Origin of the sequence: Streptomyces sp. TP-A0356, from assembly GCF_001417775.1 — a bacterium.
GTDB lineage: Bacteria > Actinomycetota > Actinomycetes > Streptomycetales > Streptomycetaceae > Streptomyces.
On the sequence record NZ_BBZJ01000013.1, the window covers coordinates 478,122 to 503,411 of the forward strand.

Consider the following 25,290-nt stretch of genomic DNA (forward strand, 5'->3'; position numbering starts at 1 on the left):
CCGCTGCAATCTGGGGGCTCGGTGCTCACAGAGCCGTCACATTCCATGACCAAACCCTGGGGGCATATCAGGCATCCTCCACAGCAGCAGCAGCCGGCGCCCGCGGCCGACCGCGGCACCCGTCAGCGTGCCGCCTGGGCCGTCGGGCCCTCGCGGCAGATCAGCAGCAGCGCCCGGTCGTCGTTCACGTCCCTCGCCACCGCCTCGATGAGGTGCCAGGCCGCGCCGTGGAAACCGCCGGCCACATAGCGGTCCGCCTCGCCCGTGAGGCGGTCGATGCCCTCGACGATGTCGCGTTCGGCCGTCTCCACCAGGCCGTCCGTGAACAGCATCAGCACGTCGCCGGGACGCAGCAAGCCCTTCACCGGGTCGAACTGGGCGCCGTCGTAGACCCCGAGGAGGGGGCCCTCCGCCGCCTTCTCCTCCCAGCGGCCGCTGCCCGCGCTGAGCTGCAGGCCCGGCGGGTGTCCGGCCGAATACAGTTCGTAGTCGCCCGACTCCAGGTCGAGGACCAGGTGGATGGAGGTGGCGAAGCCCTCGTCCCAGTCCTGGCGCAGCAGATAGCCGTTCGCCGCCGGCAGGAACGCGTGTGGTGGGAGCGATCCCAGCAGCCCGCCGAACGCCCCGGACAACAGCAGGGCGCGCGAGCCGGCGTCCATGCCCTTGCCGGAGACATCGGTCAGGACGACCTCCAGGGTGCGGCCGCCGTTCGTCCGGGCCGCCACCACGAAGTCACCCGAGAACGACTGCCCGCCGGCCGGTCTGAGCGCCATCTCGCGGTGCCAGCCCAGCGGCAGCTTCGGCAACTTGCTCTGCACGCGGATGCGTTCGCGCAGGTCGAAGAGCATGGTTCCGCCACGCCGCCACGGCACCCCGACCCGGCTGCGGAACTGTGCGATCAGCAGGCCGAAGAACCCGCAGGCCGCGACCACGAGCACGATGCCGGGCGTGACCCTCGACGGCCCCTCGGTGTACGGGCCGAGCTTCACGGACTCGACGATCAGCGCGGTGGCGGCAGCGGCGTACAGGCCGAGCAGGCTGGAGGGGCGCAGCAGCAGACCGCCCGCCACGATCGGCAGGACGAGGACGGCCGGCGAGCACCACACGGGATCGAACAGGGTGGTCGCGGCGATCACCGGTACGGTCAGCAGCAGACCGGCCAGGGCCACCCAGTCCGAGCCGTCCCCGCGGAAGTAGTCCACGGCGGATCTGCGCACGCCGGTTCGGGCCCGGTGCCACTGCTTCTTCAACCGGGCCGTGAACGTTTCGGCTTCCGCGCGCCGCTCTCGTCCTGCTGCCATTGTTCGGGACCCTATCCATCCGACCAGCCGCTTGGCACGGGAGGTCCCACTTGTCCCCCGTCCGAGCGCTGAACTTCACAGGAAAGCGGCTCGGGCAACCGGGGAGAAATCCCCTCGCTCGTCCCGCATTGCCCTGGTAGGCATGGCTCATGACCACAGACGTGCGGGTGTTGCGACAGGACGAGTGGGACGGCTGGTACGCCAACCTCATCCGGGCCTTCGGCGGCGTGGACGAATCACCCGAAGAGCGAGGACTCTGGCGTGAACTCACGGAATTCGACCGCTCGCTCGGCATTTGGGACGGCGAGGTGTGCGTGGGCACGGCGGGCGCGTTCGGCTTCCGCCTCACCGTCCCCGGCGGCGCCTCGGTTCCCGCGGCGGGCATCACGATGGTGAGCGTCGCGGCCACGCACCGCCGCCGCGGAGTGCTGACATCGATGATGCGCCGGCAGCTGGACGACATCCGCTCCGGGGGCGAGCCGCTGGCGGTGCTGACCGCGTCGGAGCCCGAGATCTACGGCAGGTTCGGATACGGCGCGGCGACCTTCCACACCAGCGCCGAGATCGACACGAGCCGGGTACGTCTGTCCGTCCCGGCCGGCACGGACGAGGTACGGCTGCGGTACGCGGCCCCCGGCGACGTCCTCGACGCCTGCGAGGCGGTGTACGCGCGGTTGGTGCCCGGCCGCCCGGGCATGCTGGCGCGGCAGCCCGGCTGGGAGCGGCTGGGAGTACTCGATCCCGTGAGCGAGCGGGACGGCGCGTCGCCACTGCAGTGCGTGGTCGCCGAACGGGACGGCCGGATCACGGGGTACGCACGGTTCCGTACCAAACTCGACTGGGGGGTGACCGGTCACAACGGCACGGTGCGCCTGACCGATCTGGCCGCACTGGACCCGGCGACGGACGCGGCGTTGTGGCGCTTCCTGTTCGGTATCGACCTGACGACGACACTGATCGTGCGCGGACGGCCGGCCGACGACGCCTGGCAGCACCTGGTCTCCGACATCCGGCGGTGCCGACCACGGCTGCGGGATGCGCTGTACCTGCGGCTCGTCGACGTCGCAGGTGCGCTGGAGGCACGGACGTACCAGGCGCCGGTGGACCTGGTGTTCGAGGTCGAGGACACCTTCTGCCCCTGGAACGCGGGGCGTTGGCGGCTGACGGGGGACGCGAAGGGAGCGTCCTGTGTGCCTACGCCGGATACGGCCGATATCGCTCTGTCCGTACGGGAGTTGGGTTCGGCCTATCTGGGCGGGGTGTCGCTCATGGCGCTGGCGGCCGCCGGGCGGGTGCGGGAGCTGAGGCGGGGCGCGCTGGCGGAGGCGTCGCTCGCGTTCGGCTCGGCGGTGGCGCCGTGGCTGCCGCACGGGTTCTGACGGGCGGCCGAGGCTTCTGGCAGCCGGGGCACCAGAAGAGGTTGCGGGCGGCGAGATCGGCGGTGCGGATCTCGCCGCCACAGATGTGGCAGGGCAGGTTCGCCCTGCGGTACACGTACACCTCGCCGCCGTGGTCGTCGACCCGCGGCGAGCGGCCCATGGCCTCGGGGGTGTGTTCGGGGCGGACGGTGTCGATGCGGTTGTTGCGGACGCCCTCGCGCATCAGGGCGACAAGGTCGGCCCAGATGGCGTCCCACTCGGCAGGGGTGATGTCCCTGCCGGGCCGGTAGGGGTCGATGCCGTGCCGGAAGAGGACCTCGGCGCGGTAGACGTTGCCGACGCCCGCGATGATCTTCTGGTCCATGAGCAGCGCGGCGACGGTCGTACGGCTGCGGGAGACGCGCCGGTACGCGACAGCGGGGTCGGCGTCGTCGCGGAGCGGGTCGGGGCCCAGGCGGCCGTGCAGGGCGGCCTTCTCCTCGTCCGTGACGAGCGCGCAGGTGGTGGGGCCGCGGAGATCGACGTACGAGGTCGCATTCGCGAGGCGGAGGCGGACCGTGTCGGTGGGCGGGGGCGCGGGGGCGTCGCCGAACGTGACCTTGCCGAAGAGGCCGAGGTGGATGTGCACCCAGTCGCTTTCGCGGAAGCCCAGGAAGAGGTGCTTGCCGTGCGCGTCGGCGGTGCGCAGCTCGGCGCCGTCGAGGAGGGCGGCGGCGTCGGCGAACTTGCCCTGGGGGCTGCGGACGGTGACGGCGCCGCCGGCGAACCGCGCGGCGTAGTCCTTGGCCAGCCGGTGAATGGTGTGCCCCTCAGGCACGCTCCCCCTACCTCCCGATCGACATCACAGCCCTGCTCGGAACTCAGCCCTGCCATCCCGGACGCTCCCGGCCCGCGGGCCCCACGGGGGCTCGCCCCTGGGCCGCTTGGGGGCATCGCCCCGGAGCCCGGGCGGGGACTGCGTCCCTGCATCGGGGGCCGCGCCCCCGCGGGGTCATCGCACCCGCCCGCCGGGTGGGTGCTGCGCCCGCCGGTGGCAGCGTGGTGGCTCGGCTCCTGGTCCGCTCCGGACCCGGACCCGGACCCGGACCTGGACCCGGACCTGGCTCAGCTCTGCGGGTGGTGGGCCGGGATCGGGGGCAGTTCGCCCGTCGTCTCGTAGTGCGACAGCATCTCGATGCGCCGGACGTGGCGCTCCTCGCCCGAGAACGGCGTGTTCAGGAACGTCTCCACGAACTTCGTCGCCTCCTCCAACGTGTGCATCCGCGCACCCACGGCGACGACGTTCGCGTTGTTGTGCTGCCGGCCCAGCGACGCCGTCTCCTCGCTCCACGCGAGGGCCGCCCGCACGCCCTTCACCTTGTTCGCGGCGATCTGCTCCCCGTTGCCCGAACCGCCGATCACGATGCCGAGGGAGTCGGTGTCCGCCGCCGTACGCTCCGCGGCGCGGAGACAGAACGGGGGGTAGTCGTCCTGGGCGTCGTAGATGTGCGGCCCGCAGTCGACGGGCTCGTGGCCGGCGGACTTGAGCCACTCGACGAGGTGGTTCTTCAGTTCGAAGCCGGCATGGTCGGAGCCGAGATACACGCGCATGGTCCGAGTGTGACACGGCGGTTGCGGATCGGCTTCGTCGGGTTCCGACCAGGAAAGATGTGACTTACACCATAGAAGCTCAAGAAAACCTCAAGTAACAATCCGGATTCAAAGGTTCCCGAATTTCTTCGCCTCGGATTCACTGGACCGACTCGTACACCGCTCGTACGAGCCCCCGTACTCCGTGTGATCCGGCGGTACGGGACCCACATCATCCGTACGTACGTGTGTCCCCCACATTCCGTACACCCGGCTCAAAGGAAATATCCCTCATGACCTCGCAGCCGACCCCCACCAAGGCCGGTAACGACCCGGGGCACGCCGGAGAACCCGGCGGCAGCCTCCAGGCCGGACTCAAGAACCGTCATCTGTCGATGATCGCCATCGGTGGCGTCATCGGAGCCGGCCTCTTCGTCGGTTCCAGCTCCGGCATCGCGACCGCCGGCCCCGGCATCCTGCTCTCCTACGCCCTCGTCGGCACGCTCGTGGTGCTGGTGATGCGCATGCTGGGCGAGATGTCCGCCGCGAACCCCACCTCGGGCTCCTTCTCGGCCCACGCGGACCGTGCACTCGGCCGCTGGGCCGGCTTCTCGATCGGCTGGCTGTACTGGTTCTTCTGGGTGGTCGTGCTCGCCGTGGAGGCCACCGCGGGCGCCAAGATCCTCCAGGGCTGGATCCCGGCCGTGCCCCAGTGGGGCTGGGCTCTGATCGTGATGATCGTGCTGACCGCGACCAACCTGGTCTCCGTCGGTTCCTACGGCGAGTTCGAGTTCTGGTTCGCGGGCATCAAGGTCGTGGCGATCGGCGCCTTCATCGTCGTCGGCGGGCTCGCCGTCTTCGGGGTGCTGCCGGGCGTCCACAGCGACAAGGCGGGCCTGGGCAACCTCACCGCCCACGGCGGCTTCCTGCCCCACGGCCCCGGCGCCATCCTCACCGGTGTGCTGCTGGTCGTCTTCTCCTTCATGGGCAGCGAGATCGCCACGCTGGCGGCCGGCGAGTCCGAGGACCCGCAGCGGGCCGTGACCAAGTCCACCAACAGCATCATCTGGCGCATCGGCGTCTTCTACCTGGGCTCGATCCTCGTGGTCGTCTCCCTGCTGCCGTGGAACGACCCGTCGATCAAGGACAAGGGCTCGTACGTCGCCGCCCTCGACTCCCTCGGCATCGCGCACGCCGGTGAGATCATGAACTTCATCGTGCTGACCTCGGTGCTGTCCTGTCTGAACTCCGGGCTCTACACGGCCTCCCGCATGGCCTTCTCGCTCGGCAAGCGGGGCGACGCCCCGAAGGCATTCGCGCGGACGACCAGCCGTGGTGTGCCGATGGCGGCGATCGTCGTCTCCGTCCTCTTCGGCTTCCTGGCCGTCTTCTTCAACTACAAGTACCCGAACTCGGTCTTCCTCTTCCTGGTCAACTCCAGCGGTGCGGTCGCCCTGTTCGTCTGGCTGGTGATCTGCTTCTCGCAGCTGCGGATGCGGAAGATCATCCAGCGCGAGGCGCCGGAGAAGCTGGTCGTGAAGATGTGGCTGTACCCGTATCTGACGTGGGCGACGGCCGCGCTGATCGTGTTCGTCCTCGGCTACATGCTCACCGACACCCAGGGGGAGAGCAGCGGCCGGACGACCGTGCTGCTGTCGCTGCTCGTCGCCGCGGTCGTCGTGGTGATCGCCGTGGTGAAGCAGAAGCTGACCGGTGCCGGGTCCGCCGAGCCGGTCGCGGAGGCGGAGGAGGCACGGGCGGAGATCCGCGCCTGACCACCGCACCAGCAGGAGTGAGGGGCCCCGTGGCATACGGCCGCGGGGCCCTTCCGCTTGGCGCACGCGGGCCGATCATCCGGGCGTGGCGCCGGCGAAGGAGGCCCCCGACTCCGTACCGCACCGCGAAGGGCGGTTCCTGCCGCGCCTGCTGACGAGGGGCGGGCGCGAGACCGCGCGGGCGGTGCTGGACCAGGCGTTCGCCGAGGTGGCGCCGTGGACGATCGGGCGGGCGCCCGGCTTCGCGTGCGGGGCGGGGGACCGCGCTGAGGGGCTGTACGACGCGGGGACGCGAGAGAGGCTCGCCGGGCTGACCCGGCGAGCCTCTTCCGCAGGAACTACGGCGTCACTTCCTGACGAGCTTCCAGGCGGTGGGCAGCAGGCCCATCGCCAGGGCCGCCTTCAGGGCGTCGCCGATCAGGAACGGGGTGAGCCCGGCCGCGATCGCGGCGGTCGCGGACATCCCGGTGGCGGCGGCCAGGTACGGGACGCCGACCGCGTAGATGATCGCCTCGCCGAGCAGCATCGCGCCGGCCGTGCGCAGCACGGAGCGGTCGGCGCCGCGGCGGGCCAGGGCGCCCACGACGGTGGCCGCGAGGAGCATGCCGAGGATGTAGCCGAAGGAGGGCGCAGTGGCGCCCGAGGTGGCACCCGCGAACCACGGCACACCGGCGATGCCGGCCAGCGCGTAGAGGGCGAGCGAGAGGAAGCCGCGGCCGGCGCCGAGGGACGTGCCCACGAGCAGCACGGCGAAGGTCTGTCCGGTCACCGGCAGCGGGGAGCCCGGCACCGGCACCGAGAGCTGCGCGGCGAGGCCGGTGAGCGCGGCGCCGCCGGCCACGAGGGCGATGTCGCGGACGCGGGAGGCGGGGAGCAGGTCGGCGAGGACCTCGCCGGGGCGGGTGGTGGCGGTAGCGGTGCTCATGAGGGACTCACTCCGGCGGTGGGGACGGTTCGGGACACGGTGACGCTATCCCAGGCGCCGCGAGCCGATCACCGTCAGCGCTCGACAAAGGCTGGATCGACGGCTTGGTGGGCCCTGCACAAAAGATGCGTGTTACACCTGATGCGGCGTGATACCGGTCACTGAGGTGGAGGCTTCACCGATACGGATCCCCGTCCGGCGACGACTGTAGGGTTTCGCCAACCGGGCTTGAGGTGGGACGCCGTCTGCACGGGGTGACCGTCACCGGTGACATCCCGGTCGGCGTCGTGGGCAGGGAGAGCTGCTCGATCGAGGGAGACGCCGCACCCACGCGCGAGTCGCAGCGTGATCGACCCTTCACCCTCCGTACGGATGGCGTCCGGATAGTGGGCACTCTCTCCCTCTGAGCGGAGAGTCCGCCCAGACTGTGGGCGTTTTACCCATCCGACGGACTGGACGAGCCGCGCCCATGCCCAGCACCCACGTCGAGACCCCGCCCGCGGCGGACGTCTCCCTCTCCCACGGCCTGAAGCAGCGCCACCTGTCGATGATCGCCCTCGGTGGCGTGATCGGCGCGGGCCTGTTCGTCGGTTCCGGCGCGGGTATCGCCGCCGCCGGGCCCTCGATCGTCGTCGCCTACGCCCTCTCCGGCATCCTCGTGATGCTGGTGATGCGGATGCTCGGCGAGATGTCGGCCGCCTACCCGTCGTCGGGCTCGTTCTCCGCGCACGCCGAGCGGGCGATCGGCCCGTGGGCGGGCTTCGCCGCGGGCTGGTCCTTCTGGGTGCTGCTGTGCACCGCCGTGGGCCTGGAGGGCATCGGCGCCGCCAAGATCGTCACCGGCTGGCTGCCGGGCACTCCCGAGTGGGCGTGGGTGGCGCTGTTCATGGTGGTCTTCTGCGGCGCGAACCTGGCCGCGGTGAAGAACTTCGGCGAGTTCGAGTTCTGGTTCGCCGCGCTCAAGGTGGGCGCGATCTCCCTGTTCCTGGTGCTCGGCGTGCTGGCCGTCGCGGGCGTCCTGCCCGGCACCCACTCCCCGGGGACGAGCAACCTCACCCATTTCCTCCCCCACGGCGGCGAGGGCCTCGTCATCGGCCTGCTCGCGTCGGTCTTCGCGTACGGCGGCCTGGAGACCGTCACCATCGCGGCGGCCGAGTCGGAGAACCCGGTCAGGGGTGTGGCGAGCGCGGTCCGTACGGCGATGTGGCGCATCGCGCTCTTCTACATCGGCTCCATGGCGGTGATCGTCACCCTGGTCCCGTGGAACTCCAAGGAGGTCGTGGAGAAGGGTCCGTACGTGGCCGCCCTCGACCACCTCGGTATCCCGGGCGCGGGCCAGTTGATGAACGTCGTCGTGCTGGTCGCGCTGCTGTCGGCGATGAACGCCAACATCTACGGCTCCTCGCGCATCGCGTACTCGCTGGTGGAGCGCGGCCAGGGTCCGAAGGTCCTGGCCAGGGTCTCCGGCGGTGTCCCGCGGATCGCCGTGCTCACCTCCTGTGTGTTCGGCTTCGTGTGCGTGCTGCTGAGCCACTGGCGGCCGAACGACGTCTTCCCCTGGCTGCTGAACATGATCGGCGCGGTGATCCTGGTCGTCTGGATCTTCATCGCGGTCTCGCAGCTGCGTCTGCGCCGCCGCCTGGAGCGGGAGACGCCCGAGAAGCTGGTCGTGCGGATGTGGGCGTTCCCGGTGCTGACGTGGGTCGCGCTGGCGGGCATGGCGACGATCTTCGTGTTGATGGCGCGGCAGCCGGACACCCGCGTGCAGCTGTACTCGACCGGCGGGATGACCCTGTTCCTGGCGGCGGTCGGATACGTCTGGCAGCGGCGCCGGGCCAGGAGCTGACCCGCCGCCCCCACCCGCGAAGGCCCTCACGTGCCACACGTGAGGGCCTTCTTGTTGCCCGCGGGGCCTCGCTGTTGCCTGCGAATGGCCCGCACGGGCCTCGCTGTTGCCTGCGCGGGCCCTTTTGTTGCTAGCGTGTAGTTGCAAGCTCTTTGCAATAAGAGGTTCGGAGGGGACCCGCCATGCCCGTCTACACGCTGCCCGACCTGCCCTACGACTACTCCGCGCTCGCCCCCGTGATCAGCCCCGAGATCATCGAGCTGCACCACGACAAGCACCACGCGGCGTATGTGAAGGGCGCCAACGACAGCCTGGAGCAGCTCGCCGAGGCACGGGACAAGGAGCAGTGGGGGTCGATCAACGGCCTGGAGAAGAACCTGGCGTTCCACCTGTCCGGCCACATCCTGCACTCGATCTACTGGCAGAACATGTCCGGTGACGGCGGCGGCGAACCGCTGGAGAAGGACGGCGTGGGCGAGCTGGCGGACGCCATCGCCGAGTCGTTCGGCTCCTTCGCCCACTTCAAGGCGCAGCTGTCCAAGGCCGCCGCGACCACGCAGGGCTCCGGCTGGGGCGTCCTCGCGTACGAGCCGCTCAGCGGCCGGCTGATCGTCGAGCAGGTCTACGACCACCAGGGCAACGTCGGCCAGGCCGCCACCCCGATCCTCGTCTTCGACGCCTGGGAGCACGCCTTCTACCTGCAGTACAGGAACCAGAAGGTGGACTTCATCGAGGCGATGTGGCAGGTGGTCGACTGGCAGGACGTGGCACGGCGTCACGAGGCGGCCAGGTCCCGCGCCGACGTGCTGCTGCTCGCTCCCTGAGGACGGCCCGAAGCGTCCTGCTCGTGATCGTCTTCTCACCTTTCACGGGGCAGGCGGAAGAAGAGGCGGCCCCCGCGAGGACGTGACTCGCGGGGGCCGCCCCGTCATGTGCGGGGCACGGTGGGGCGAAACACCGACCAGGGCCGGCCACGGGCGCCCGCGGCCGGGCCCATTCCGCCCCCCGAACGGGTGGTGGAACCGGTTCCGCGCTGCCGCCGGGCGCCGGGCGCGCCTACGCTCACCGGACCGCGGCGTCCGGCGGCCGCGGCCGTCCCCGGAGGAGGCTCTCGTGACATACCGGGCATATCGGCGGTGCCCCAACTGCGGCGACACCATGCAGGACTTCCGGGAGCTGGGGTCGGACGCGGAGAAGGCGGCGGCCGAGGAGGTCCTCAGGCCGCACCTGGAGGGCCGGCTCTTCGTCGCGAAGGACTTCCACCGCTGCGCGCGCCCGGGCTGCCGCCGGGTTCAGCGGAAGGACCACTGGAGCCTGGGGGCCACCCTGCCGGAGGGGGTGTAGGACCACACCCCTCCGGCGGGAGCCCCACCGCGGTCGGTCCTACAGGTTGCTGAAGTCCGGGCCCTTCGTGCGGGTGCGCTTGATCTCGTAGAAGCCCGGTACCGAGGCGACCGCCAGGGTGCCGTCCCACAGCTTCGCGGCCTCCTCGCCCTTGGGGGCCGGGGTGACCACCGGGCCGAAGAAGGCGATCTGCTCACCGTCGGCGCCCGGGACCGCGATCACCGGCGTGCCCACCTCCTGGCCGACCTTCTCGATGCCCTCCTTGTGCGAGGCACGCAGCTCGGCGTCGAACTCGAAGTTCTCCTGGTCGGCGTAGTCGATCAGGTCGGCCGGGAGACCGACCTCCTCCAGCGCCGCCGCGATGGCCTCGGCCGTCGGACCCTCGCCCTGGTTGTGGAAACGGGTACCGAGCGCGGTGTACAGCGGGCCCAGCACGTCCGCGCCGTGCTTCTGCCATGCCGCGGTCACCACGCGCACCGGCTTCCACGCCTTGGTCGCGAGCATCTCCCGGTACTCCTCCGGCAGCTGGTCCAGCTTGTCCTCGTTGAGGACGGCCAGGCTCATGATGTGCCAGCGGACCTCGATGTCCCGGACCTTCTCCACCTCCAGGACCCAGCGAGAGGTCATCCAGGCCCAGGGGCACAGCGGGTCGAACCAGAAGTCGACGGGGGTCTTGCCGGAAGCGGTCACGGTCTCGGACATGGCTCTCCTCGGAAACGGTCGTTGACTGCGCAACAACCGGGGTGGGCGCCGTCATTCCCGGGTGCCCCGCGTCAGGGGCACATGGCAGGATCGGTCCTGTTCGCCCCACCCAGCCGCCAGAGGGAGTGCCGCCCGTGCCCGGTGAGAACCTGTCCCGCGACGAGGCCCAGGAGCGGGCCGCGCTGCTGTCCGTCGACGGGTACGACGTGTCGCTCGATCTGCGTTCGGCGGTGGGCGACGCCCCCGCCACCGAGCCGCGCACGTTCCGCTCGGTCACCACGATCCGCTTCCGCTGTGCCGATCCGGGCGCCACGAGCTTCGCCGACCTGATCGCCCCGAGCGTCACCGCGGTCTCGCTCAACGGCAAGGACCTCGACCCCAGCGAGGTCTTCGACGGCACCCGCATCCAGCTGGAGGACCTGGCCGCCGAGAACGAGCTGGTCGTCGACGCCCAGTGCGCCTACTCCCGCACCGGCGAGGGCCTGCACCGCTTCGTCGACCCGGAGGACGGCGAGGTGTACCTGTACACGCAGTACGAGCCCGCCGACTCACGCCGTGTCTTCGCGAACTTCGAGCAGCCGGACCTCAAGGCCCCCTTCCGTTTCGAGGTCCGCGCCCCCGAGGGCTGGACGGTGTGGAGCAACGGCCCGGGCGAACTGCACGACGGGGTCTGGCTCTTCGGGGAGACCAAGCCGATCTCGACGTACATCACGGCGGTCGTCGCGGGCCCGTACCACTACGTCACGGACACCTACTCCCGCACCTTCGACGACGGCACGACACTGGGGATCCCGCTCGGCGCGATGTGCCGCAAGGGCCTGGCGAAGCACTTTGACGCGGACGACGTCTTCCTGGTCACCAAGCAGGGCCTGGACTTCTTCCACGACCACTTCGACTACCCGTACCCCTTCGGCAAGTACGACCAGGCGTTCGTGCCCGAGTACAACCTCGGCGCGATGGAGAACCCGGGGCTGGTCACCTTCCGCGAGGAGTTCATCTTCCGCGGCAAGGTCACGCAGGCGTCGTACGAGCGCCGGGCCAATGTGATCCTGCACGAGATGGCCCACATGTGGTTCGGCGACCTGGTGACCATGGTGTGGTGGGACGACCTCTGGCTGAAGGAGTCCTTCGCCGACTTCATGGGCTCCTTCTCGCTCGTGGAGGCGACCCGCTTCACCGACGGCTGGATCACCTTCGCCAACAACCGCAAGGCGTGGGCGTACCGCGCCGACCAGCTGCCCTCCACGCACCCCGTCACGGCGGACATCCGCGACCTGGAGGACGCGAAGCTCAACTTCGACGGCATCACCTACGCCAAGGGTGCCTCCGTGCTGAAGCAGCTGGTCGCGTACGTGGGCCGGGAGGCGTTCCTGGAGGGGGCGCGCCGTTACTTCAAGCGGAACGCGTACGGCAACACGCGCCTCGGCGACCTGCTGTCGGTCCTGGCGGAGACGAGCGGCCGGGACATGGCGGCCTGGGCGCGGTCCTGGCTGCAGACGGCGGGCGTCAACTCCCTGACCCCTCAGGTGCTGCTCGGCACCGACGGGCGGATCGCCGAACTGTCGGTGCTCCAGGAGGCGTCGGAGTCCCATCCGGAACTGCGGCCGCACCGGGTGGCGGTGGGCCTGTACCGCCGTGAGGCGGGCGCGCTCGTCCGGTACGCGCGCGCCGAGGCGGACGTCCACGGTCCGCGCACGCTCGTCGGCGAACTGGCGGGCGCCGAGGCGCCGGAGCTGGTGCTGGTCAACGACGACGACCTCACGTACTGCAAGATCCGGTTCGACGAGACCTCCCTGGCGGCCCTGAAGGAGGGCCTGGGCCAGATCACCGACCCGTTGGCGCGGGCGCTGAGCTGGTCGGCACTGTGGAACATGACCCGGGACGCGCTGCTGCCGGCACGGGAGTTCATCGATCTGGTGCTGCGGTTCTCCGGCCGCGAGTCCGACATCGGGGTGCTCCAGATGCTGCACACCTGGGCGAACTCGGCCCTGACGCACTACGCGGCGCCCGAGTGGCGCGAGACGGGCGGCCGGCTGCTGGCCGAGGGCGCCCTGAGCGAGCTGCGGCAGGCGGAGCCGGGCAGTCAGCACCAGCTGACGTGGGCGCGGTTCTTCGCGGCGGTGGCGTCGGACGAGGCCGATCTGCGGCTGCTGCGGGGCCTGCTGGAGGGCACGGAGAAGATCGACGGCCTGGACGTCGACCAGGAGCTGCGCTGGGCGTTCCTGGAACCCATGGCAGCACGGGGGGCCGCGGAGGAGTCGGTGCTCGCCGCGGAACTGGCCCGCGACGACACGGCCTCCGGCAAGCGTCACCAGGTCCGCTGCCTGGCCGCGCGCCCCTCGGCCGCGGTCAAGGCCCAGGCGTGGGCGCAAGTCGTCGAGTCGGACACCCTGTCGAACGCGCTCGTCGAGGCGACCATCGCCGGCTTCGTGCAGTCCTCCCAGCGGGAGCTGCTCGTCCCGTACGCGGCGAAGTACTTCGCGGCCATCGAGCGGGTGTGGCACGAGCGGTCCATCCAGATCGCGATGGACGTGGTGAGGGGCCTGTTCCCGTCGCTCCAGGACTCGCAGGGGACGCTGGACGCGACGGACGCGTGGCTCGCCGCGCACGAGTCCGCGCCGCCGGCGCTGCGCAGGCTGGTGCTGGAGGCGCGCGACGACCTGGCGCGCACCCTGCGGGGCCAGGCGTGCGACGCGGGGGCGGCCCGCTAGGCGCCTGTGACGGATCTCCGCCGCGTCGCGGCGCCGCGGCGTCGCGACGCCCGGCGCCCGGCGGGGACGGCGGTTGACGGGGACGGCGGTTGACGGGGACGGCGGTTGACGGGCTTCGGGAAACGACAGTTACGAAATACGAGTATCCGAAGCCGTAACCCACCGCTCCCCTCACGCGGACCAGCCTCTTTCGGCAGTCGAACGCGCGTACTTTAGCGCCATCTTGTCCGCATTTGTCGACAGGCGTGTAACAGCGGTTAGGGGGCCCGTCCCGGGCGGGAACTCCGGGGTCATGAACCACAACACCCCGCTCTCCCCCCGCCCCCTCCGTCATCTGTCGGAGGCACAGCGCCGGGTGCTGACCACGGCCCAGCTGCGCGCCCACGGTGTGACCGCCACCGAGACGAACGAGCAGTGCGGGCCCGGCGGCCCCTGGCAGCAGTTCCTGCCCGGCGTGTACCTGCTGCACCCGGGCCCGCCGACCTCCGAGGAACGTCTGCACGCGGTGCTCCTGTACGCGGCGCGTTCACCGCTCGGCGGCCCGGCGCCCGGCGTCCCGGTCCAGCCGGGCGCGGAGGGCCCGGGGACCGCGCGGCGCCAACCGGACGCGGTGATCACGGGCCTGGCCGCGCTGACGCTGCACGGCTTCGCCTGCGCGCCCCCGCTGACCTCGCTGGAGAAGATCGATGTCCTGGTCCCCCGGCTGCGCCGGCTGCGCAGCGTGGGCTGCGCGCGGGTCGTCCGCACCGCGGCGATGCCCGCCCCGCAGCCGGTGACCGGCCTGCCCGTCGCACCGGTGCCGCGCGCCTTGGCCGACGCGGTGGCGGAACTCGCGGACACCGGGGCGGTGCGCCGTCTGCTGACGGAGGCGGTACGCGGCGGCCACTGCGAACCGGCCGCCGTCGTAAGGGAGCTGAACCAGGCCAAGCTGCTGAGCCGTCCGCACGTGGTGGACGCGGTGGACTCGCTCCTGGCGGAGGGCCGGGCGATCGCGGAGAGCCGGCTGTACCGGATGGTGCGCGAGTACGGCCTCCCGGACCCGATGTGGAACGTGGACCTCAGGCTTCCCGGCGGTCCCTTCCTCGGCGGTCTGGACGCGTACTGGCCCGACCAGGCAGTGGCGCTGGAACTGGACACCCGCGCGCCGCGCCAGGACGACGACGCGCTGTGGTCGGAGTACGCGCGCAAGCGCGAACACCTGGAGCGGCTCGGCATCACGGTCGTCCACATCACCCCGAAGAAGCTGCGGGACTCGCTGGAGCAGCAGGCGGCCGTGGTCCGCACGGCCCTGATGGCGGCGGCGGACCGGGAGCCGGCCGCGTATGTCGTGGTGCTGCCCCGTTAGGGCGCTTGCACGGGCTTCCGGAGGGGAGAGGAGGGGCCGCCGGTCCGTCGGCGGCCCCTCCTCATGCCGTGCGGTCAGAGCGGCTCCGGCAGGGGCGGCTCGGGCAGCGGCGACCTGACCCCCTCGGCGTGGACACGGTCGATGAGCGCGGCGTACGAGGCGATCATGCGGGTGCGGCTGAAGCGCTCACGGCTGTGGGCGAGGACCGGTGCGAGGGCCGGGCGGGCGGCGACGGCGTCGCTCCAGGCCCGCGCGATCGCGTCGGGGTCCGGCGGGGTGACGAAGCCGTGCCCGGCCACGATCGCCGCGCTGTCGCCCACGTCGGTGGCGACGGGCACCGCCCCGCACATCATGCCCTCGATCAGACACAGCGGGGCCGCCTCGCCCCAGGACGAGGTCAGCGCCACCACGTCGGCCGCCGCGTAGACGGTCTCCATGTCGCGCCGCACTCCCAGTGCGTGGAGCCGGGGCGTGAGCCGCGCCGTGTCGTCCCCGAACGCCGCCTCGATGTCGGCGCGCAGCGCCGGCTGGGCCTCGGTCATGCCCGCGCCGCACATCAGCACGTGCCCCCGGGGCTCGCGCCGCAGCCAGGCCCGTGCCGCGCGCAGGAACAGCGGAACGTTCTTCATCGTGTCGTACCGGGCCGCGAAGACGACGACCGGCGCGGAGTCCGGGATGCCGAGCACCGACCGCAGCAGGGCGCGCCGACCGGCATCGGGCCGGAAGCGCAGCAGGTCGACCCCGTTGGGGATGACGTGCAGCAGCTCGGGCGGAATCCCGGCGGCCTCGTAGGCGGCCCGGGTCGACTCGGCGCAGCAGACGCAGGCCACCACCGTGCCGTCGGCGATGGCCGCCTTCAGCTCGCACAGGGCCGCGCCCTGGTTCTCCGGGTCCGAGCGGTGCAGGCAGACGATCACCGGCCGGCGCGGCAGGCCGCCCTGGTTGAGCAGCCCGAGCGGCTGCTCCTTGAGCGACAGGATGACGTCGGCACCGGCCATGGCCCTGGCCGTCGCCGCCAGCTCCGGCCCGCTGAAGAGCACAGGATCGACGGCCGAGGCCCCGGGCAGGCCGAAGGTGCGGCCCAGGGACGTGACGCCCACCCCGGCCGCGGTCAGCGACCGGTAGCAGGCGTCGGCCTCCATCGGCTGCCGGGTGGCCTCACGGAGCACCTCCCCGTGGAGGCTCAGCACACTGTGGTGCTGGCCGCCTTCGTGGAGTCCCAGGACGACGTCACTGTGGAGGATCCGGGCGCCCCCGGAGAAGAAGCCCTCATAGACCGAGAGCACGCGCAGACCGTGCCTCATGCGCACACGACCACCCGCCTTGCACATATAGCGAACCATCCCCGTGAACAGCGGGTTAGCCGATATGACGCGGCATAGATGTTTCAGACAGATGAACGGCGGGTCTCATGTCCGAGTCGGATGGGTTTACTCCGTAATTCCGGGGTCTTCGCATGCCCTGGTCCCGGTGCGATAGCGGTGGAACGATCACCGGATGGCCCCGGACGACCGGGTCGATCACCCCGCGATCACGACGGCCCACGGGAGCCGGCCGTGGAGCGGGCGGAGCCGGTGCTGCCGGAGAGGGGTGAGCCGGGGACGGCTCACCTGCCGCAGAACTCCGCCTCGATCACCGCGTCGCTGTTCCCCGACCAGTCGCCGTTGAAGTTGAGGGCGAGGGAGTGACGGCCGTCCGCGGTGGTGACGGCCAAGGACGTCGAACCGTGGATGCCGCCGTCGTGGCCCCAGACATGGACCCCGCAGCTGAGTGTCCGGTCGATCAGGCCGAGCCCGTAGCCCGCGTTCGGGATGCCGTGGACCGTGACCGTCGTCTTCATCTCCTTCAGCTGCTCGGGCGGCAGCAGCCTGCCCGTCAGCAGGGCCGAGTAGAAGCGGGTCAGGTCCGCGGAGTCCGAGATCATCTCGCCCGCGGAGGACGCCAGGGACGGGTTCAGGGTCGTGACGTCGTACGCCGGGCCGGTCGTCGCCTCGCCCAGCTTGCTGTAGGCGCGGCTGCTCGGCCGCGGGACCGTGGTCCTGGTGCCGGGGACCGAGGTGGCGCGCAGGCCCAGCGGCTCGATGACGCGGTCGCGGATCTCCCGCGCGTACGAGTGCCCGGTGACCTTCTCGATCACCATGCCGGCCACGACGTAGTTGGTGTTGGAGTAGTTCCAGGAGGTGCCCGGCGCGAAGTCCGGCTTGTGGGACATCGCGACACGTACCAGGTCCTGCGGCTTCAGGGTGTCGTAGCGGTGCCGGAAGAAGCCGTCCTTCAGGAAGTACGTACGGGCGAACGTGTCGTCCGCCGTGTAGTTGAAGATGCCCGAGGTGTGGTTCAGCAGCCTGCGGACGGTGATGAGTCGGCCGTCGTGGCCGTGGCCGCGGATCACACCCGGCAGCCACTTCTCCACCGTGTCGTCGAGGGACAGCCGTCCCTCCGCCTCCAGTTGGAGCAGCACGGTCGACACGAACGTCTTGGTGATGCTGCCGACGCGGTAGCGGTCCTCGGTCGAACGCGGCGTACCCGTCCTCAGGTCGCCGACTCCCGAGGTCGCCCGCCACGTGCCGGATCCGTCCTTCGCCGTGGCGGTCACGCCGGGGACGCCCGCCTTGACGGCGGCGTCCATGGCCTGCCGGGTGGCGGTGTGGTCGGCCGCTCTCGGAGCGGCGGAGGCCGGGGCGGTGAGGGCCACCGCCGTGACGGCCACCGTCGCCGCCGCTCCCATCAGTCCTCTGCGTACGGACATGTCTTCCCCCTTCTCGCCGGTGGGCGTGGTCAGCCAGGGGGACCGCACCCATGAGCGCCGGGGTTGCCTGCCCGTATGCCGGTTGACCGGGTTTCAGCCCTTCTTCAGCACCAGTTCCGTGTTGCGGTCCACCGCGTTGCCCGCCAGTGTCCGGTTGGCGCCGGGCGCGTTGAGGGACAGCTCACGGTAGAGGGCGGCCAGGCCCGTCCGGGTGAGGTCGGCGAAATCCGTGCGGTGCGGGGCGGCGGACTCGATGAGCGTGGTGAACAACGAGAGCGTGCCGTCTTTGTTGTCCACGAGCTCGACGATCCGGGCGAGTTGGGGGTGGTCGACGTGCGAGGCGGTGGAGATCTCCCAGAAGCCGTGGCCGCCGGCGGCGGAGTGCGGGGTGATCACGTTCTTGTGGATGTGCCCGTTCACCCAGGCCAGCACGTTGCGGTGGCCGGCGAGCAGGGCGACGACCTCGGCGCCGTTGTGACGCCGCTCGCCGGGGCGGGCCGGGTCGGGACGGGTGTTGTCCATCGACTTGCTGGTGTGATGGCTGAAGACGACGGCGTACGAGTCCTTGTTGTCGCGCAGCGTCCTGTCCAGCCACTGCAGCTGCGCGGTGCCGATGGAGCCTTCGTAGTGGCCGGCCGCGTCGGTGGTGTCGAGGCTGATGCCGATGACGTCGTCGGCGATGCGGAAGGAGTAGTACTGGGTGCCGGCGTCCACGTTCGCCGACGAGTAGCCGTGGCCGACCGGGCCCGGGCCCGTGTACGCCGGGTCGAGGTGCGCCTTGAGGTAGTCGGCGGGGGTGCAGGGGGCGCGCTTCTCGTCCGGGGTGACCGAGCGCATGGCGCGGGCGTGGGCCTTGAGCAGGTCACGGAACTGGACACCCCTGGGGTCCTTGGCGTTCTTGATCGTGTCCTGGAGCTTCCTCGCCTCGGCCGCGGACAGGCTCATCAGCTTCCTGCCGCCGATGGCGTACTCGGCGAGGTACGGGTCGCCGTGCGCGTAGCAGCCCAGCGGCAGGGCGTCGTGGTTGCCGACCGTGGAGTACCACGGCAGCGTGAGGCCGGGGCTGCGCACCTCGCGGATCGCGGCGGCCAGGAACCCCTCGATGTGCGGGAAGCCGAGCTGCTTGTCCGCGTCGCGCAGGGTCGAGTCGGGCTGCCAGTACAGCTTGAGGCCACTGCTCTGAACGCCCTCGTAGTGCCGGGGATCACCGGAGTTGGGGGTGATGCGACCTCCGCTCATGATCTTCATGAACCACTCCAACTCGGACTTGGCGTTGTTGTCCGTGTTGTCGCCGGTGGTCATGACGAAGTGGAGCGGGGTGCCGGTGACGGGTGCGCCCCGCAGCGAGTTGACCCGCTCGACCAGCGAGATCGCGCCGGGCACGGTGAGCGCCTCGTGGGGCCGCCAGGCGTGCGGGTCGGTCGAGCGCAGGTACTCCAGCCGCAGCGGGTGCTGGCTGTCGATCAGGTGCAGATCGGTGAACTGCACGAACGCCGTGAGAGTGGTGCGGCGGCCCGCCCGGCCCGCCTGGGGCGCGGCCAGCTCATCGCGTACGGCGCGCGGCCAGCCGGGGCCGTCGCCGAGGCGGCGGTACCCGGAGCCGTTCCGGGGAGCGGCGACACCGGCGACGGTGGTGCCCTTCGTGTAGGGCGCGAGCGGGGCGGCCTGCGCCCTCCCGGAGGAGGTGGCGGGTGCTTCGGCCGTGCCGTCGTGAGCCATGCCGTCGTGCGCCGTGGCGGCCTGGCTGTCACTGGGCCGCAGGGCGTAGCCGACGCCCGCGGGGACGGGCACCGCGCCGGCGGCGAGGACGGTGCCGCGGTCTACCCCCGGCACGGAGCGGGTGACAGAGCGTAGGCGCGACATTGCGCGATCCCCCCGAGTGTCGAACGCGTCGGCAGTGGCCGCGGAGCCTCGCTGTCGCGAACGCCCCGCTCGCTCCGGATCGTTGGCATCGGGGATGACCAGGGCGTGAACGCGACGGCAACACGCGGCGCCCATCACGGTACGTGGATCTCCATCCACCCCGCGCGCCCGCGACCGCTCGCCGGGCGGCCGGGCGGGCGGCCACTCCGTGTTCGTCTCGCGGGGTACACCGGAGCTATCCTCCGGGGAGCGCGGAGCGGCCCGCCGCGGGACGCTGGCGCCACAGCGCGAGTCCGGTGTCGACGAGCGCGACCCGCCGCAGCGCGGGCACGGCGGCCAGGTCCTGCCAGGCGGCCAGGTCGGTGGAGCCGCCGACCTCGTTGCGGAGCTCACCGCCGACGACGTGCCCCTCGTAGAGGAGCCGTACGCCGTGGTGGTCGACGACGCGTCCGAAGCGGCGGCGGAAGCTGCGGCGGATCGAGTCCACGCCGAGCAGTCCGGTGAGCTCGATGCGGTAGCCGGTCTCCTCCTCCACCTCGCGCACCACGGTGTCGTAGGGATCTTCGCCGTGCTCCATGCCGCCGCCGGGCAGGGTCCACTCGGGCGTGCCGTCGCGGGCCGTACCGCGGGCGAGCAGGAGCCGGCCGTCGCGAACGCAGATGGCGTAGGCCGCCACCCTCAACTTTTTGCGCACGCCCGGACGTTAACCCGCCGGATCCGGATTGGCAGGCGAGTATCCGGGCGCGGCCCACCGCAGCGGTACCGCCGAGGGGGTGACGACGGCGTCCCGCACGGTGAAGCGGACCCTGCGCTCCTCGTCGCCACCGACGCCGACCCGGCGTGGGGCCCACTGCACGCACTACGCGCGTAGGGAGGCAGCGGGCCCACGGGAATGTCCCACCCTGCGCCGCTAAGTCCTCGATGGCACATGGCGGGATTACGCCATGACTCCATCCCGTCTCGGTCAACTCTCCCCAAACATCTGTCCCTTGGGTAAAGCTGAGCGATCGCCCGGACCCGAAATCCGGACGACCGTGGCCAGGACCGATCGATCGTCAGGTCCCGGCCGCACCGCTTTCGTTCCTTTACCTACAAGGGATGCCGATGACCTCCGACCCTCAGCGCACCCCGATATCGGGCGCGAGACGCGTGGCCCGCACAGCCGTTGCCGCCGGTCTCGTGGCCGCGCTCTCCGCGGCCGGGCCGATACCCCTGGCCTACTCAGCGAGCCACCCGCACGCCACCGCCGACCCGGTCGTCAAGTCCGCGAGCGCCAAGCTCGGTTCGGACGACGCCGATCTACTGGCCGAGGCCAAGGCCGGCGGCGCCAAGAACGTCACGATGATGATCGCGACCGCACCCGGACAGACCGAGCAGGTCGCCAGGGAACTGGATGCCGTCAAGGGCGGCTCCGTGGGCCGCACCTACGACCGACTCGGCTACGTCCGCGCCACCGTGCCGACGGCCAAGGCCGACTCGGTCATCGCCGCCGCCGAGAAGCTGTCCTCCGTGCACGCCATCGACCTGCGGCAGGAGATCCCGCTCGACGACCCCACGCCGAGCGCGGACACCGCGAAGGGCGCCTCCGCCAAGGGCACGGCCACCTACTCCGGCCCCGACCGGAACACCCCCGCGAAGAACCCGTACAACCCGTCCTTCGAGACGGGCGCCGTCGACTTCGTCAGGGATCACCCGAAGGCGGACGGCCGCGGCATCACCATCGGCATCCTGGACTCCGGCGTCGACCTCGGCCACCCGGCGCTGCAGAAGACCACCACCGGCGAGCGGAAGATCGTCGACTGGGTGACCGCGACCGACCCGATCGTGGACAGCGACGCGACCTGGCGCCCGATGGTCACCGCGGTCTCCGGACCCACCTTCGCCTACGCCGGCCAGACCTGGACGGCGCCGGCGGGGTCGTACGAGATCAGCACCTTCAAGGAGTCCGCGACCACCGGCGGTGACGAGAAGGGCGACCTCAACCGCGACGGCGACACCACCGACAGCTGGGGCGTCCTCTACGACCCGGCGGCCGGCACGGTCACCGTCGACCTGAACAACAACCACGACTTCACCGACGACACGCCGATGAAGCCGTACAAGGACGGCCACCAGGTCGGCTACTTCGGCACCGACGACCCGAAGACCGACGTCGTCGAGCGCGTGCCGTTCGTCGTGCAGATCCGCAAGGACGTGCCGATGGACCCCTACGGCGGGTCCTGGATCGGCAAGAAGGCCGACTTCGTCAACATCGGCGTCATCGAGTCCGAGCACGGCACGCACGTCGCCGGCATCACCGCCGCCAACGGCCTGTTCGGCGGGAAGATGAACGGCGCCGCCCCGGGCGCGAAGATCGTCTCCTCCCGCGCCTGCACCTGGACCGGCGGCTGCACCAACGTCGCGCTCACCGAGGGCATGATCGACCTCGTCGTCAACCGCGGCGTCGACATCGTCAACATGTCCATCGGCGGCCTGCCCGCGCTCAACGACGGCAACAACGCGCGCGCCGAGCTCTACACGCGCCTCATCGACACCTACGGCGTCCAGCTGGTGATCTCCGCGGGCAACTCCGGCCCCGGCGCCAACACCATCGGCGACCCCGGTCTCGCGGACAAGGTGATCTCGGTCGGCGCGGGCATCTCCAAGGAGACCTGGGCCGCCAACTACGGTTCGCAGGTGGAGAAGAAGTATGCCCTGCTGCCCTTCTCCTCCCGCGGCCCGCGCGAGGACGGCGGCTTCACCCCGACGCTCGTCGCGCCCGGCGCCGCGATCAACACCACCCAGACCTGGCTGCCCGGCTCCCCGGTCGCCGAGGCGGGCTACTCGCTGCCGGCCGGCTACTCCATGCTCCAGGGCACCTCGATGGCCTCCCCGCAGGCCGCGGGCGCCTCGGCCCTGCTGCTGTCGGCCGCCCGGCAGAAGGGCATCGACCTGACGCCCGCCGAGCTGCGCACGGCCCTCACCTCGACGGCGGACCACATCCAGGGAGCCCAGGCCTACGAGGAGGGCGCGGGCCGTATCAACATCGTGGACGCGTGGGACGCCATCAGGTACGGCGCCACCGCCAACGACTACACGGTGAAGGCCCCGGTCGACACCGCGATCGACTACGCGCTGAAGACCCCGGGCTTCGGCACCGGCCTGTACGACCGCGAGGGCGGGCTGAAGGCCGGTGACAAGAAGACGTACGACGTCACCGTCACCCGTACCTCCGGCTCCGACAAGGCGGTGTGGCACACGCTGCACTTCCAGAACAACGCCGAGGGCACCTTCCGGATCGTCGGACCGAGCCTGGTGAAGCTGCCGCTGAACCAGCCGGTGACGGTGAAGGTCCAGGCCGCCCCGCGGTCCGCGGGCCTCAAGAGCGCGATCCTGGAGGTCGACGACCCGAGGACCGTGGGCGTCGACAAGCAGATCCTGAACACGGTCGTCGTCTCGACGCCGCTCGAGTACACCTACTCCGCGTCGAGTTCGGTGCAGCGCAACAGCTCCCAGTCGTACTTCGTGACCGTCCCCGCGGGCGCCAAGTCGCTGGAGGTCGCGATCGGCGGGCTGAAGGACAAGAGCCAGACCCGGTTCATCGCGATCCACCCGTACGGCGTCCCGGTGGACAGCACCTCGACGCCGAACTGCTACAACAACTACCTCGACGGCAACGGCTGCAGGCCCGACGTGCGCTCGTACGCGGCACCGCAGGCCGGCGTCTGGGAGATCGAGGTCGAGTCGCGCCGGACCTCGCCGCTGCTCGACAACCCGTACAAGCTGGACGTCACCGTCCTCGGCGCGGCCTTCGACCCGGAGACCGTGACCCTGCCCGAGGCCAAGGTCGGCACCCCGGCCACCGCCTCCTGGAAGGTGACGAACACGCACGCGGCCCTGGACGGCACCCTGAAGGGCGGACCGCTCGGCTCCTCGAAGACCGCGCGGCCGACCATCAAGGGCGGCGAGAAGCAGACCACGACCGTCGAGGTGCCCGCGGGCGCCACGTCGCTCGACGTGGCGATCGGCAAAGCCTCCGACACGGCCGCCGACCTCGACCTGACGGTGTACGACGCGAACGGCAAGCAGGTCGCGCAGTCCGCGGGCGGCGACTCCGAGGAGTCGGTGCACATCGCCTCGCCGGCCGCCGGTACGTACACCGTCGAGGTCGCCGGCTACTCGGTCCCGTCCGGCTCGACGGCGTACGACTACCGTGACGTGTTCTTCTCCCCCGCGCTCGGCCAGGTCACGGTCGACGGATCGGCGCCGGTGAAGCTCGGCACGGGCGACTCCACGACGGTGTCCGGGGCGGTCACCGCCACGGCGGCGGCCCCCGAGGGCCGGGAGTTCTTCGGCCAGGTCCAGCTGGTCAACGCGCGCGGCACGGTCGCGGGCGTCGGCAGCGTGAAGATCCAGAAGGTCACCCCGTAGTTCTCCGCACGGTGCGGGGGCGGGCGTCCGTGCGGGCGCCCGCCCTCGCTCATTCGCAGCTGAGGGAGCGGGATGCGGGCAGCGCCCCGAGGATCCCGGCGCGATCGGCGGCGATCTCCTTCTCCCCGACGGTCGTGCGGTCCGGGACCTCCGAGTCGTGCGGGACGCCGACCAGGACGTGCTCGCCCTTGCGGAGCGGGGGCTCGGCGTCCTCGTCCCTCAGGAAGGTGACCTCCTTGGTGCCGGAGGCGGGCTTGTAGTAGCGGCCGACGGTCACTGTGATCCGGACCCGCGCGGCACCGGGCACACTCTCGACGCCGGTCACACGGCCCTCGACGACGAGCCGGGCGCAGGCGAGGTAGTCCGCCGGGCTCCGGGGCGCCGCTCCCTGCCCACTGCCCGCCTGCGCGCCCGTGCTGCTCGGGGCCTTCGCGCCCGAGTCGCTGGTCTCGGCCGCGCCGCCGCTGTGCGCGAGCCGGCCCAGCCCGACCACCGCGGCGGCCACGACGACCATGCCGAGGGCGCCGAAGCCGAGGGCCCGGGCCCTCGGACGCCGGGCGCGCTTCCCGGGCGGCCGGGGGCGTGCCGGCCGGGTGCGGTTCCGGGTCGGCCGGGTGCCGGGCTTCGGCGGTGGCGCCGCATCGACCGGGGAGAGCGCCTCCCCGATGATCGCCAGCTGCTCGCGCAGCAGCGCCACGTCGGCTCGTGCCGCCCGGTGCTCGGCCATGAACCGGGCGTCGGCCAGCACGGCGTCCGGCAGCCGCTCGCCGGTGATCGCGGCCATCAGCGCGTCGACGGCCTCGTGGCCCTCGTGCTCGGCGGCCATGTCACACCACCTCGTCCTCGTGCAGACGGTCGCGCAGCGCACGGACCGCCGAGTGGAGCCTGCTCTTGACCGTGCCCTCGGGGATGCCGAGCTCCTGCGCGATGCGCCGCACCGGCAGATCGGCGTAGAAGCGCAGCACCAGGACCTGGCGCTGGGCGTCCGGCAGGTCGTCCAGGCCCTGGGCGACGGCGAGCGAGAGCAGACGGGAGTCCTCGCCGGACAGGTGCTCCGGCTGCCGCAGGGAGGCCAGCCGTTCCCCGAGCCGGTCCTGGCGGCGCCTGGCCCGGTGCCAGTCCATCGCCAGGTTGGAGGCGACGACCGCCGCCCACGCGGACACGTCGCGCGGCGCCTCGCGCCCGCTCGCGGCCCGCTCCAGCAACCGCAGACGGACCTGCTGCACCCCGTCCTGCAGGTCCGCCTGCGGTACCCCGCCGAGCGCGAGCACGGCCCGCACCCGCCGCTCCTGGGCCGCGTCCAGCGGGTCGTCCCCCGTGCGGTCGGCCCCCTGGCCGCGGCGGCCCTTTCTGCGCAGCACAGCCACCCCT

General features: G+C 71.3%; 20 protein-coding genes. 8 read left to right on the top strand and 12 right to left on the bottom strand.

Annotation, left to right across the window (positions count from 1 at the left end; genetic code table 11):
* Positions 1–122 precede the first annotated feature (122 nt).
* Positions 123–1,301, bottom strand: a complete 1,179-nt coding sequence (locus ASC56_RS05410; RefSeq protein WP_055490019.1) for a PP2C family protein-serine/threonine phosphatase — start codon at positions 1,299–1,301, stop codon at positions 123–125.
* Positions 1,302–1,450: 149 nt separating this feature from the next.
* On the opposite strand from ASC56_RS05410, the gene ASC56_RS05415 reads away from it, so the two are divergent.
* Complete coding sequence (locus ASC56_RS05415) at positions 1,451–2,680, top strand: GNAT family N-acetyltransferase (protein ID WP_055490020.1); 1,230 nt, start codon at positions 1,451–1,453, stop codon at positions 2,678–2,680.
* Here ASC56_RS05415 and ASC56_RS05420 read toward each other — a convergent pair.
* Positions 2,568–3,497 carry an Fpg/Nei family DNA glycosylase gene (locus tag ASC56_RS05420; RefSeq protein ID WP_079102300.1) on the bottom strand — a complete coding sequence of 310 codons (930 nt, stop codon included), beginning with the start codon at positions 3,495–3,497 and terminating at the stop codon, positions 2,568–2,570. The genes ASC56_RS05415 and ASC56_RS05420 overlap by 113 nt on opposite strands.
* Positions 3,498–3,784: 287 nt before the next feature.
* Entirely contained in the window at positions 3,785–4,270 is a 486-nt protein-coding gene (locus tag ASC56_RS05425) for a ribose-5-phosphate isomerase (protein ID WP_055490021.1), read from the bottom strand.
* 272 nt (positions 4,271–4,542) lie between these two features.
* On the opposite strand from ASC56_RS05425, the gene ASC56_RS05430 reads away from it, so the two are divergent.
* Positions 4,543–6,024: an amino acid permease gene (locus ASC56_RS05430; protein ID WP_055490022.1), complete on the top strand. Its 1,482-nt coding sequence runs from the start codon at positions 4,543–4,545 to the stop codon at positions 6,022–6,024.
* A 346-nt stretch (positions 6,025–6,370) separates the two neighbouring features.
* Here ASC56_RS05430 and ASC56_RS05435 read toward each other — a convergent pair whose 3' ends face one another.
* Positions 6,371–6,949 (bottom strand): biotin transporter BioY, encoded by a 579-nt coding sequence (locus ASC56_RS05435; RefSeq protein ID WP_055490023.1) that lies wholly within the window; start codon positions 6,947–6,949, stop codon positions 6,371–6,373.
* A gap of 469 nt (positions 6,950–7,418) precedes the next feature.
* Between ASC56_RS05435 and ASC56_RS05440 the strand changes: the two genes are divergently transcribed.
* The 3 genes from ASC56_RS05440 to ASC56_RS05450 all read left to right on the top strand — a co-directional run bounded on the left by ASC56_RS05440 (position 7,419) and on the right by ASC56_RS05450 (position 10,139).
* The gene (locus tag ASC56_RS05440; RefSeq protein WP_055490024.1) at positions 7,419–8,795 is read left to right on the top strand and encodes an amino acid permease; all 1,377 of its coding nucleotides are present in this window, start codon (positions 7,419–7,421) and stop codon (positions 8,793–8,795) included.
* A gap of 182 nt (positions 8,796–8,977) precedes the next feature.
* Positions 8,978–9,619 (top strand): superoxide dismutase, encoded by a 642-nt coding sequence (locus tag ASC56_RS05445; protein WP_055490025.1) that lies wholly within the window; start codon positions 8,978–8,980, stop codon positions 9,617–9,619.
* A gap of 289 nt (positions 9,620–9,908) precedes the next feature.
* Complete coding sequence (locus ASC56_RS05450; RefSeq protein WP_055490026.1) at positions 9,909–10,139, top strand: hypothetical protein; 231 nt, start codon at positions 9,909–9,911, stop codon at positions 10,137–10,139.
* Positions 10,140–10,178: 39 nt separating this feature from the next.
* Here ASC56_RS05450 and ASC56_RS05455 read toward each other — a convergent pair whose 3' ends face one another.
* Positions 10,179–10,841, bottom strand: coding sequence for a DsbA family protein (locus tag ASC56_RS05455; protein ID WP_055490027.1), 663 nt, complete (start codon positions 10,839–10,841; stop codon positions 10,179–10,181).
* Positions 10,842–10,975: 134 nt separating this feature from the next.
* Between ASC56_RS05455 and pepN the strand changes: the two genes are divergently transcribed.
* On the top strand, positions 10,976–13,552 hold the full coding sequence (pepN, locus tag ASC56_RS05460; protein ID WP_055490028.1) for an aminopeptidase N: 2,577 nt from the start codon (positions 10,976–10,978) through the stop codon (positions 13,550–13,552).
* Between the two features lie 292 nt (positions 13,553–13,844).
* The gene (locus tag ASC56_RS05465) at positions 13,845–14,897 is read left to right on the top strand and encodes a hypothetical protein (protein WP_055490029.1); all 1,053 of its coding nucleotides are present in this window, start codon (positions 13,845–13,847) and stop codon (positions 14,895–14,897) included.
* A 74-nt stretch (positions 14,898–14,971) separates the two neighbouring features.
* Here the strand turns inward: ASC56_RS05465 and ASC56_RS05470 are convergent, their stop codons facing one another.
* The 5 genes from ASC56_RS05470 to ASC56_RS39430 form a co-directional block, all read right to left on the bottom strand.
* Complete coding sequence (locus ASC56_RS05470) at positions 14,972–16,183, bottom strand: glycosyltransferase (protein WP_055490030.1); 1,212 nt, start codon at positions 16,181–16,183, stop codon at positions 14,972–14,974.
* A 320-nt stretch (positions 16,184–16,503) separates the two neighbouring features.
* Entirely contained in the window at positions 16,504–17,646 is a 1,143-nt protein-coding gene (locus ASC56_RS05475; protein WP_055490031.1) for a serine hydrolase, read from the bottom strand.
* Positions 17,647–17,739: 93 nt separating this feature from the next.
* Positions 17,740–19,509, bottom strand: a complete 1,770-nt coding sequence (locus ASC56_RS05480; protein ID WP_055490032.1) for a TIGR03767 family metallophosphoesterase — start codon at positions 19,507–19,509, stop codon at positions 17,740–17,742.
* 235 nt (positions 19,510–19,744) lie between these two features.
* Positions 19,745–20,203: an NUDIX hydrolase gene (locus ASC56_RS05485; protein WP_079102301.1), complete on the bottom strand. Its 459-nt coding sequence runs from the start codon at positions 20,201–20,203 to the stop codon at positions 19,745–19,747.
* Between the two features lie 9 nt (positions 20,204–20,212).
* On the bottom strand, positions 20,213–20,365 hold the full coding sequence (locus ASC56_RS39430; protein ID WP_371330034.1) for a hypothetical protein: 153 nt from the start codon (positions 20,363–20,365) through the stop codon (positions 20,213–20,215).
* A gap of 248 nt (positions 20,366–20,613) precedes the next feature.
* Here ASC56_RS39430 and ASC56_RS05490 point away from each other — a divergent pair, with 248 nt between their 5' ends.
* Complete coding sequence (locus ASC56_RS05490) at positions 20,614–23,919, top strand: S8 family serine peptidase (RefSeq protein ID WP_055490034.1); 3,306 nt, start codon at positions 20,614–20,616, stop codon at positions 23,917–23,919.
* 49 nt (positions 23,920–23,968) lie between these two features.
* Here ASC56_RS05490 and ASC56_RS05495 read toward each other — a convergent pair whose 3' ends face one another.
* A complete protein-coding gene (locus tag ASC56_RS05495) occupies positions 23,969–24,745 on the bottom strand; it encodes a hypothetical protein (RefSeq protein WP_055490035.1) in 777 nt (258 codons plus the stop codon).
* A 1-nt stretch (position 24,746) separates the two neighbouring features.
* On the bottom strand, positions 24,747–25,286 hold the full coding sequence (locus ASC56_RS05500; protein ID WP_199835927.1) for an RNA polymerase sigma factor: 540 nt from the start codon (positions 25,284–25,286) through the stop codon (positions 24,747–24,749).
* Positions 25,287–25,290 lie beyond the last annotated feature (4 nt).

What these genes read in the sequence shown, in the direction of transcription:
- ASC56_RS05410 (WP_055490019.1), bottom strand. Translation starts at nt 1,301, where the DNA reads ATGGCAGCAGGACGAGAGCGGCGCGCGGAAGCCGAAACGTTCACGGCC.
- ASC56_RS05415 (WP_055490020.1), top strand. Translation starts at nt 1,451, where the DNA reads ATGACCACAGACGTGCGGGTGTTGCGACAGGACGAGTGGGACGGCTGG.
- ASC56_RS05425 (WP_055490021.1), bottom strand. Translation starts at nt 4,270, where the DNA reads ATGCGCGTGTATCTCGGCTCCGACCATGCCGGCTTCGAACTGAAGAAC.
- ASC56_RS05430 (WP_055490022.1), top strand. Translation starts at nt 4,543, where the DNA reads ATGACCTCGCAGCCGACCCCCACCAAGGCCGGTAACGACCCGGGGCAC.
- ASC56_RS05435 (WP_055490023.1), bottom strand. Translation starts at nt 6,949, where the DNA reads ATGAGCACCGCTACCGCCACCACCCGCCCCGGCGAGGTCCTCGCCGAC.
- ASC56_RS05440 (WP_055490024.1), top strand. Translation starts at nt 7,419, where the DNA reads ATGCCCAGCACCCACGTCGAGACCCCGCCCGCGGCGGACGTCTCCCTC.
- ASC56_RS05445 (WP_055490025.1), top strand. Translation starts at nt 8,978, where the DNA reads ATGCCCGTCTACACGCTGCCCGACCTGCCCTACGACTACTCCGCGCTC.
- ASC56_RS05455 (WP_055490027.1), bottom strand. Translation starts at nt 10,841, where the DNA reads ATGTCCGAGACCGTGACCGCTTCCGGCAAGACCCCCGTCGACTTCTGG.
- ASC56_RS05465 (WP_055490029.1), top strand. Translation starts at nt 13,845, where the DNA reads ATGAACCACAACACCCCGCTCTCCCCCCGCCCCCTCCGTCATCTGTCG.
- ASC56_RS05475 (WP_055490031.1), bottom strand. Translation starts at nt 17,646, where the DNA reads ATGTCCGTACGCAGAGGACTGATGGGAGCGGCGGCGACGGTGGCCGTC.
- ASC56_RS05480 (WP_055490032.1), bottom strand. Translation starts at nt 19,509, where the DNA reads ATGTCGCGCCTACGCTCTGTCACCCGCTCCGTGCCGGGGGTAGACCGC.
- ASC56_RS05490 (WP_055490034.1), top strand. Translation starts at nt 20,614, where the DNA reads ATGACCTCCGACCCTCAGCGCACCCCGATATCGGGCGCGAGACGCGTG.
- ASC56_RS05495 (WP_055490035.1), bottom strand. Translation starts at nt 24,745, where the DNA reads ATGGCCGCCGAGCACGAGGGCCACGAGGCCGTCGACGCGCTGATGGCC.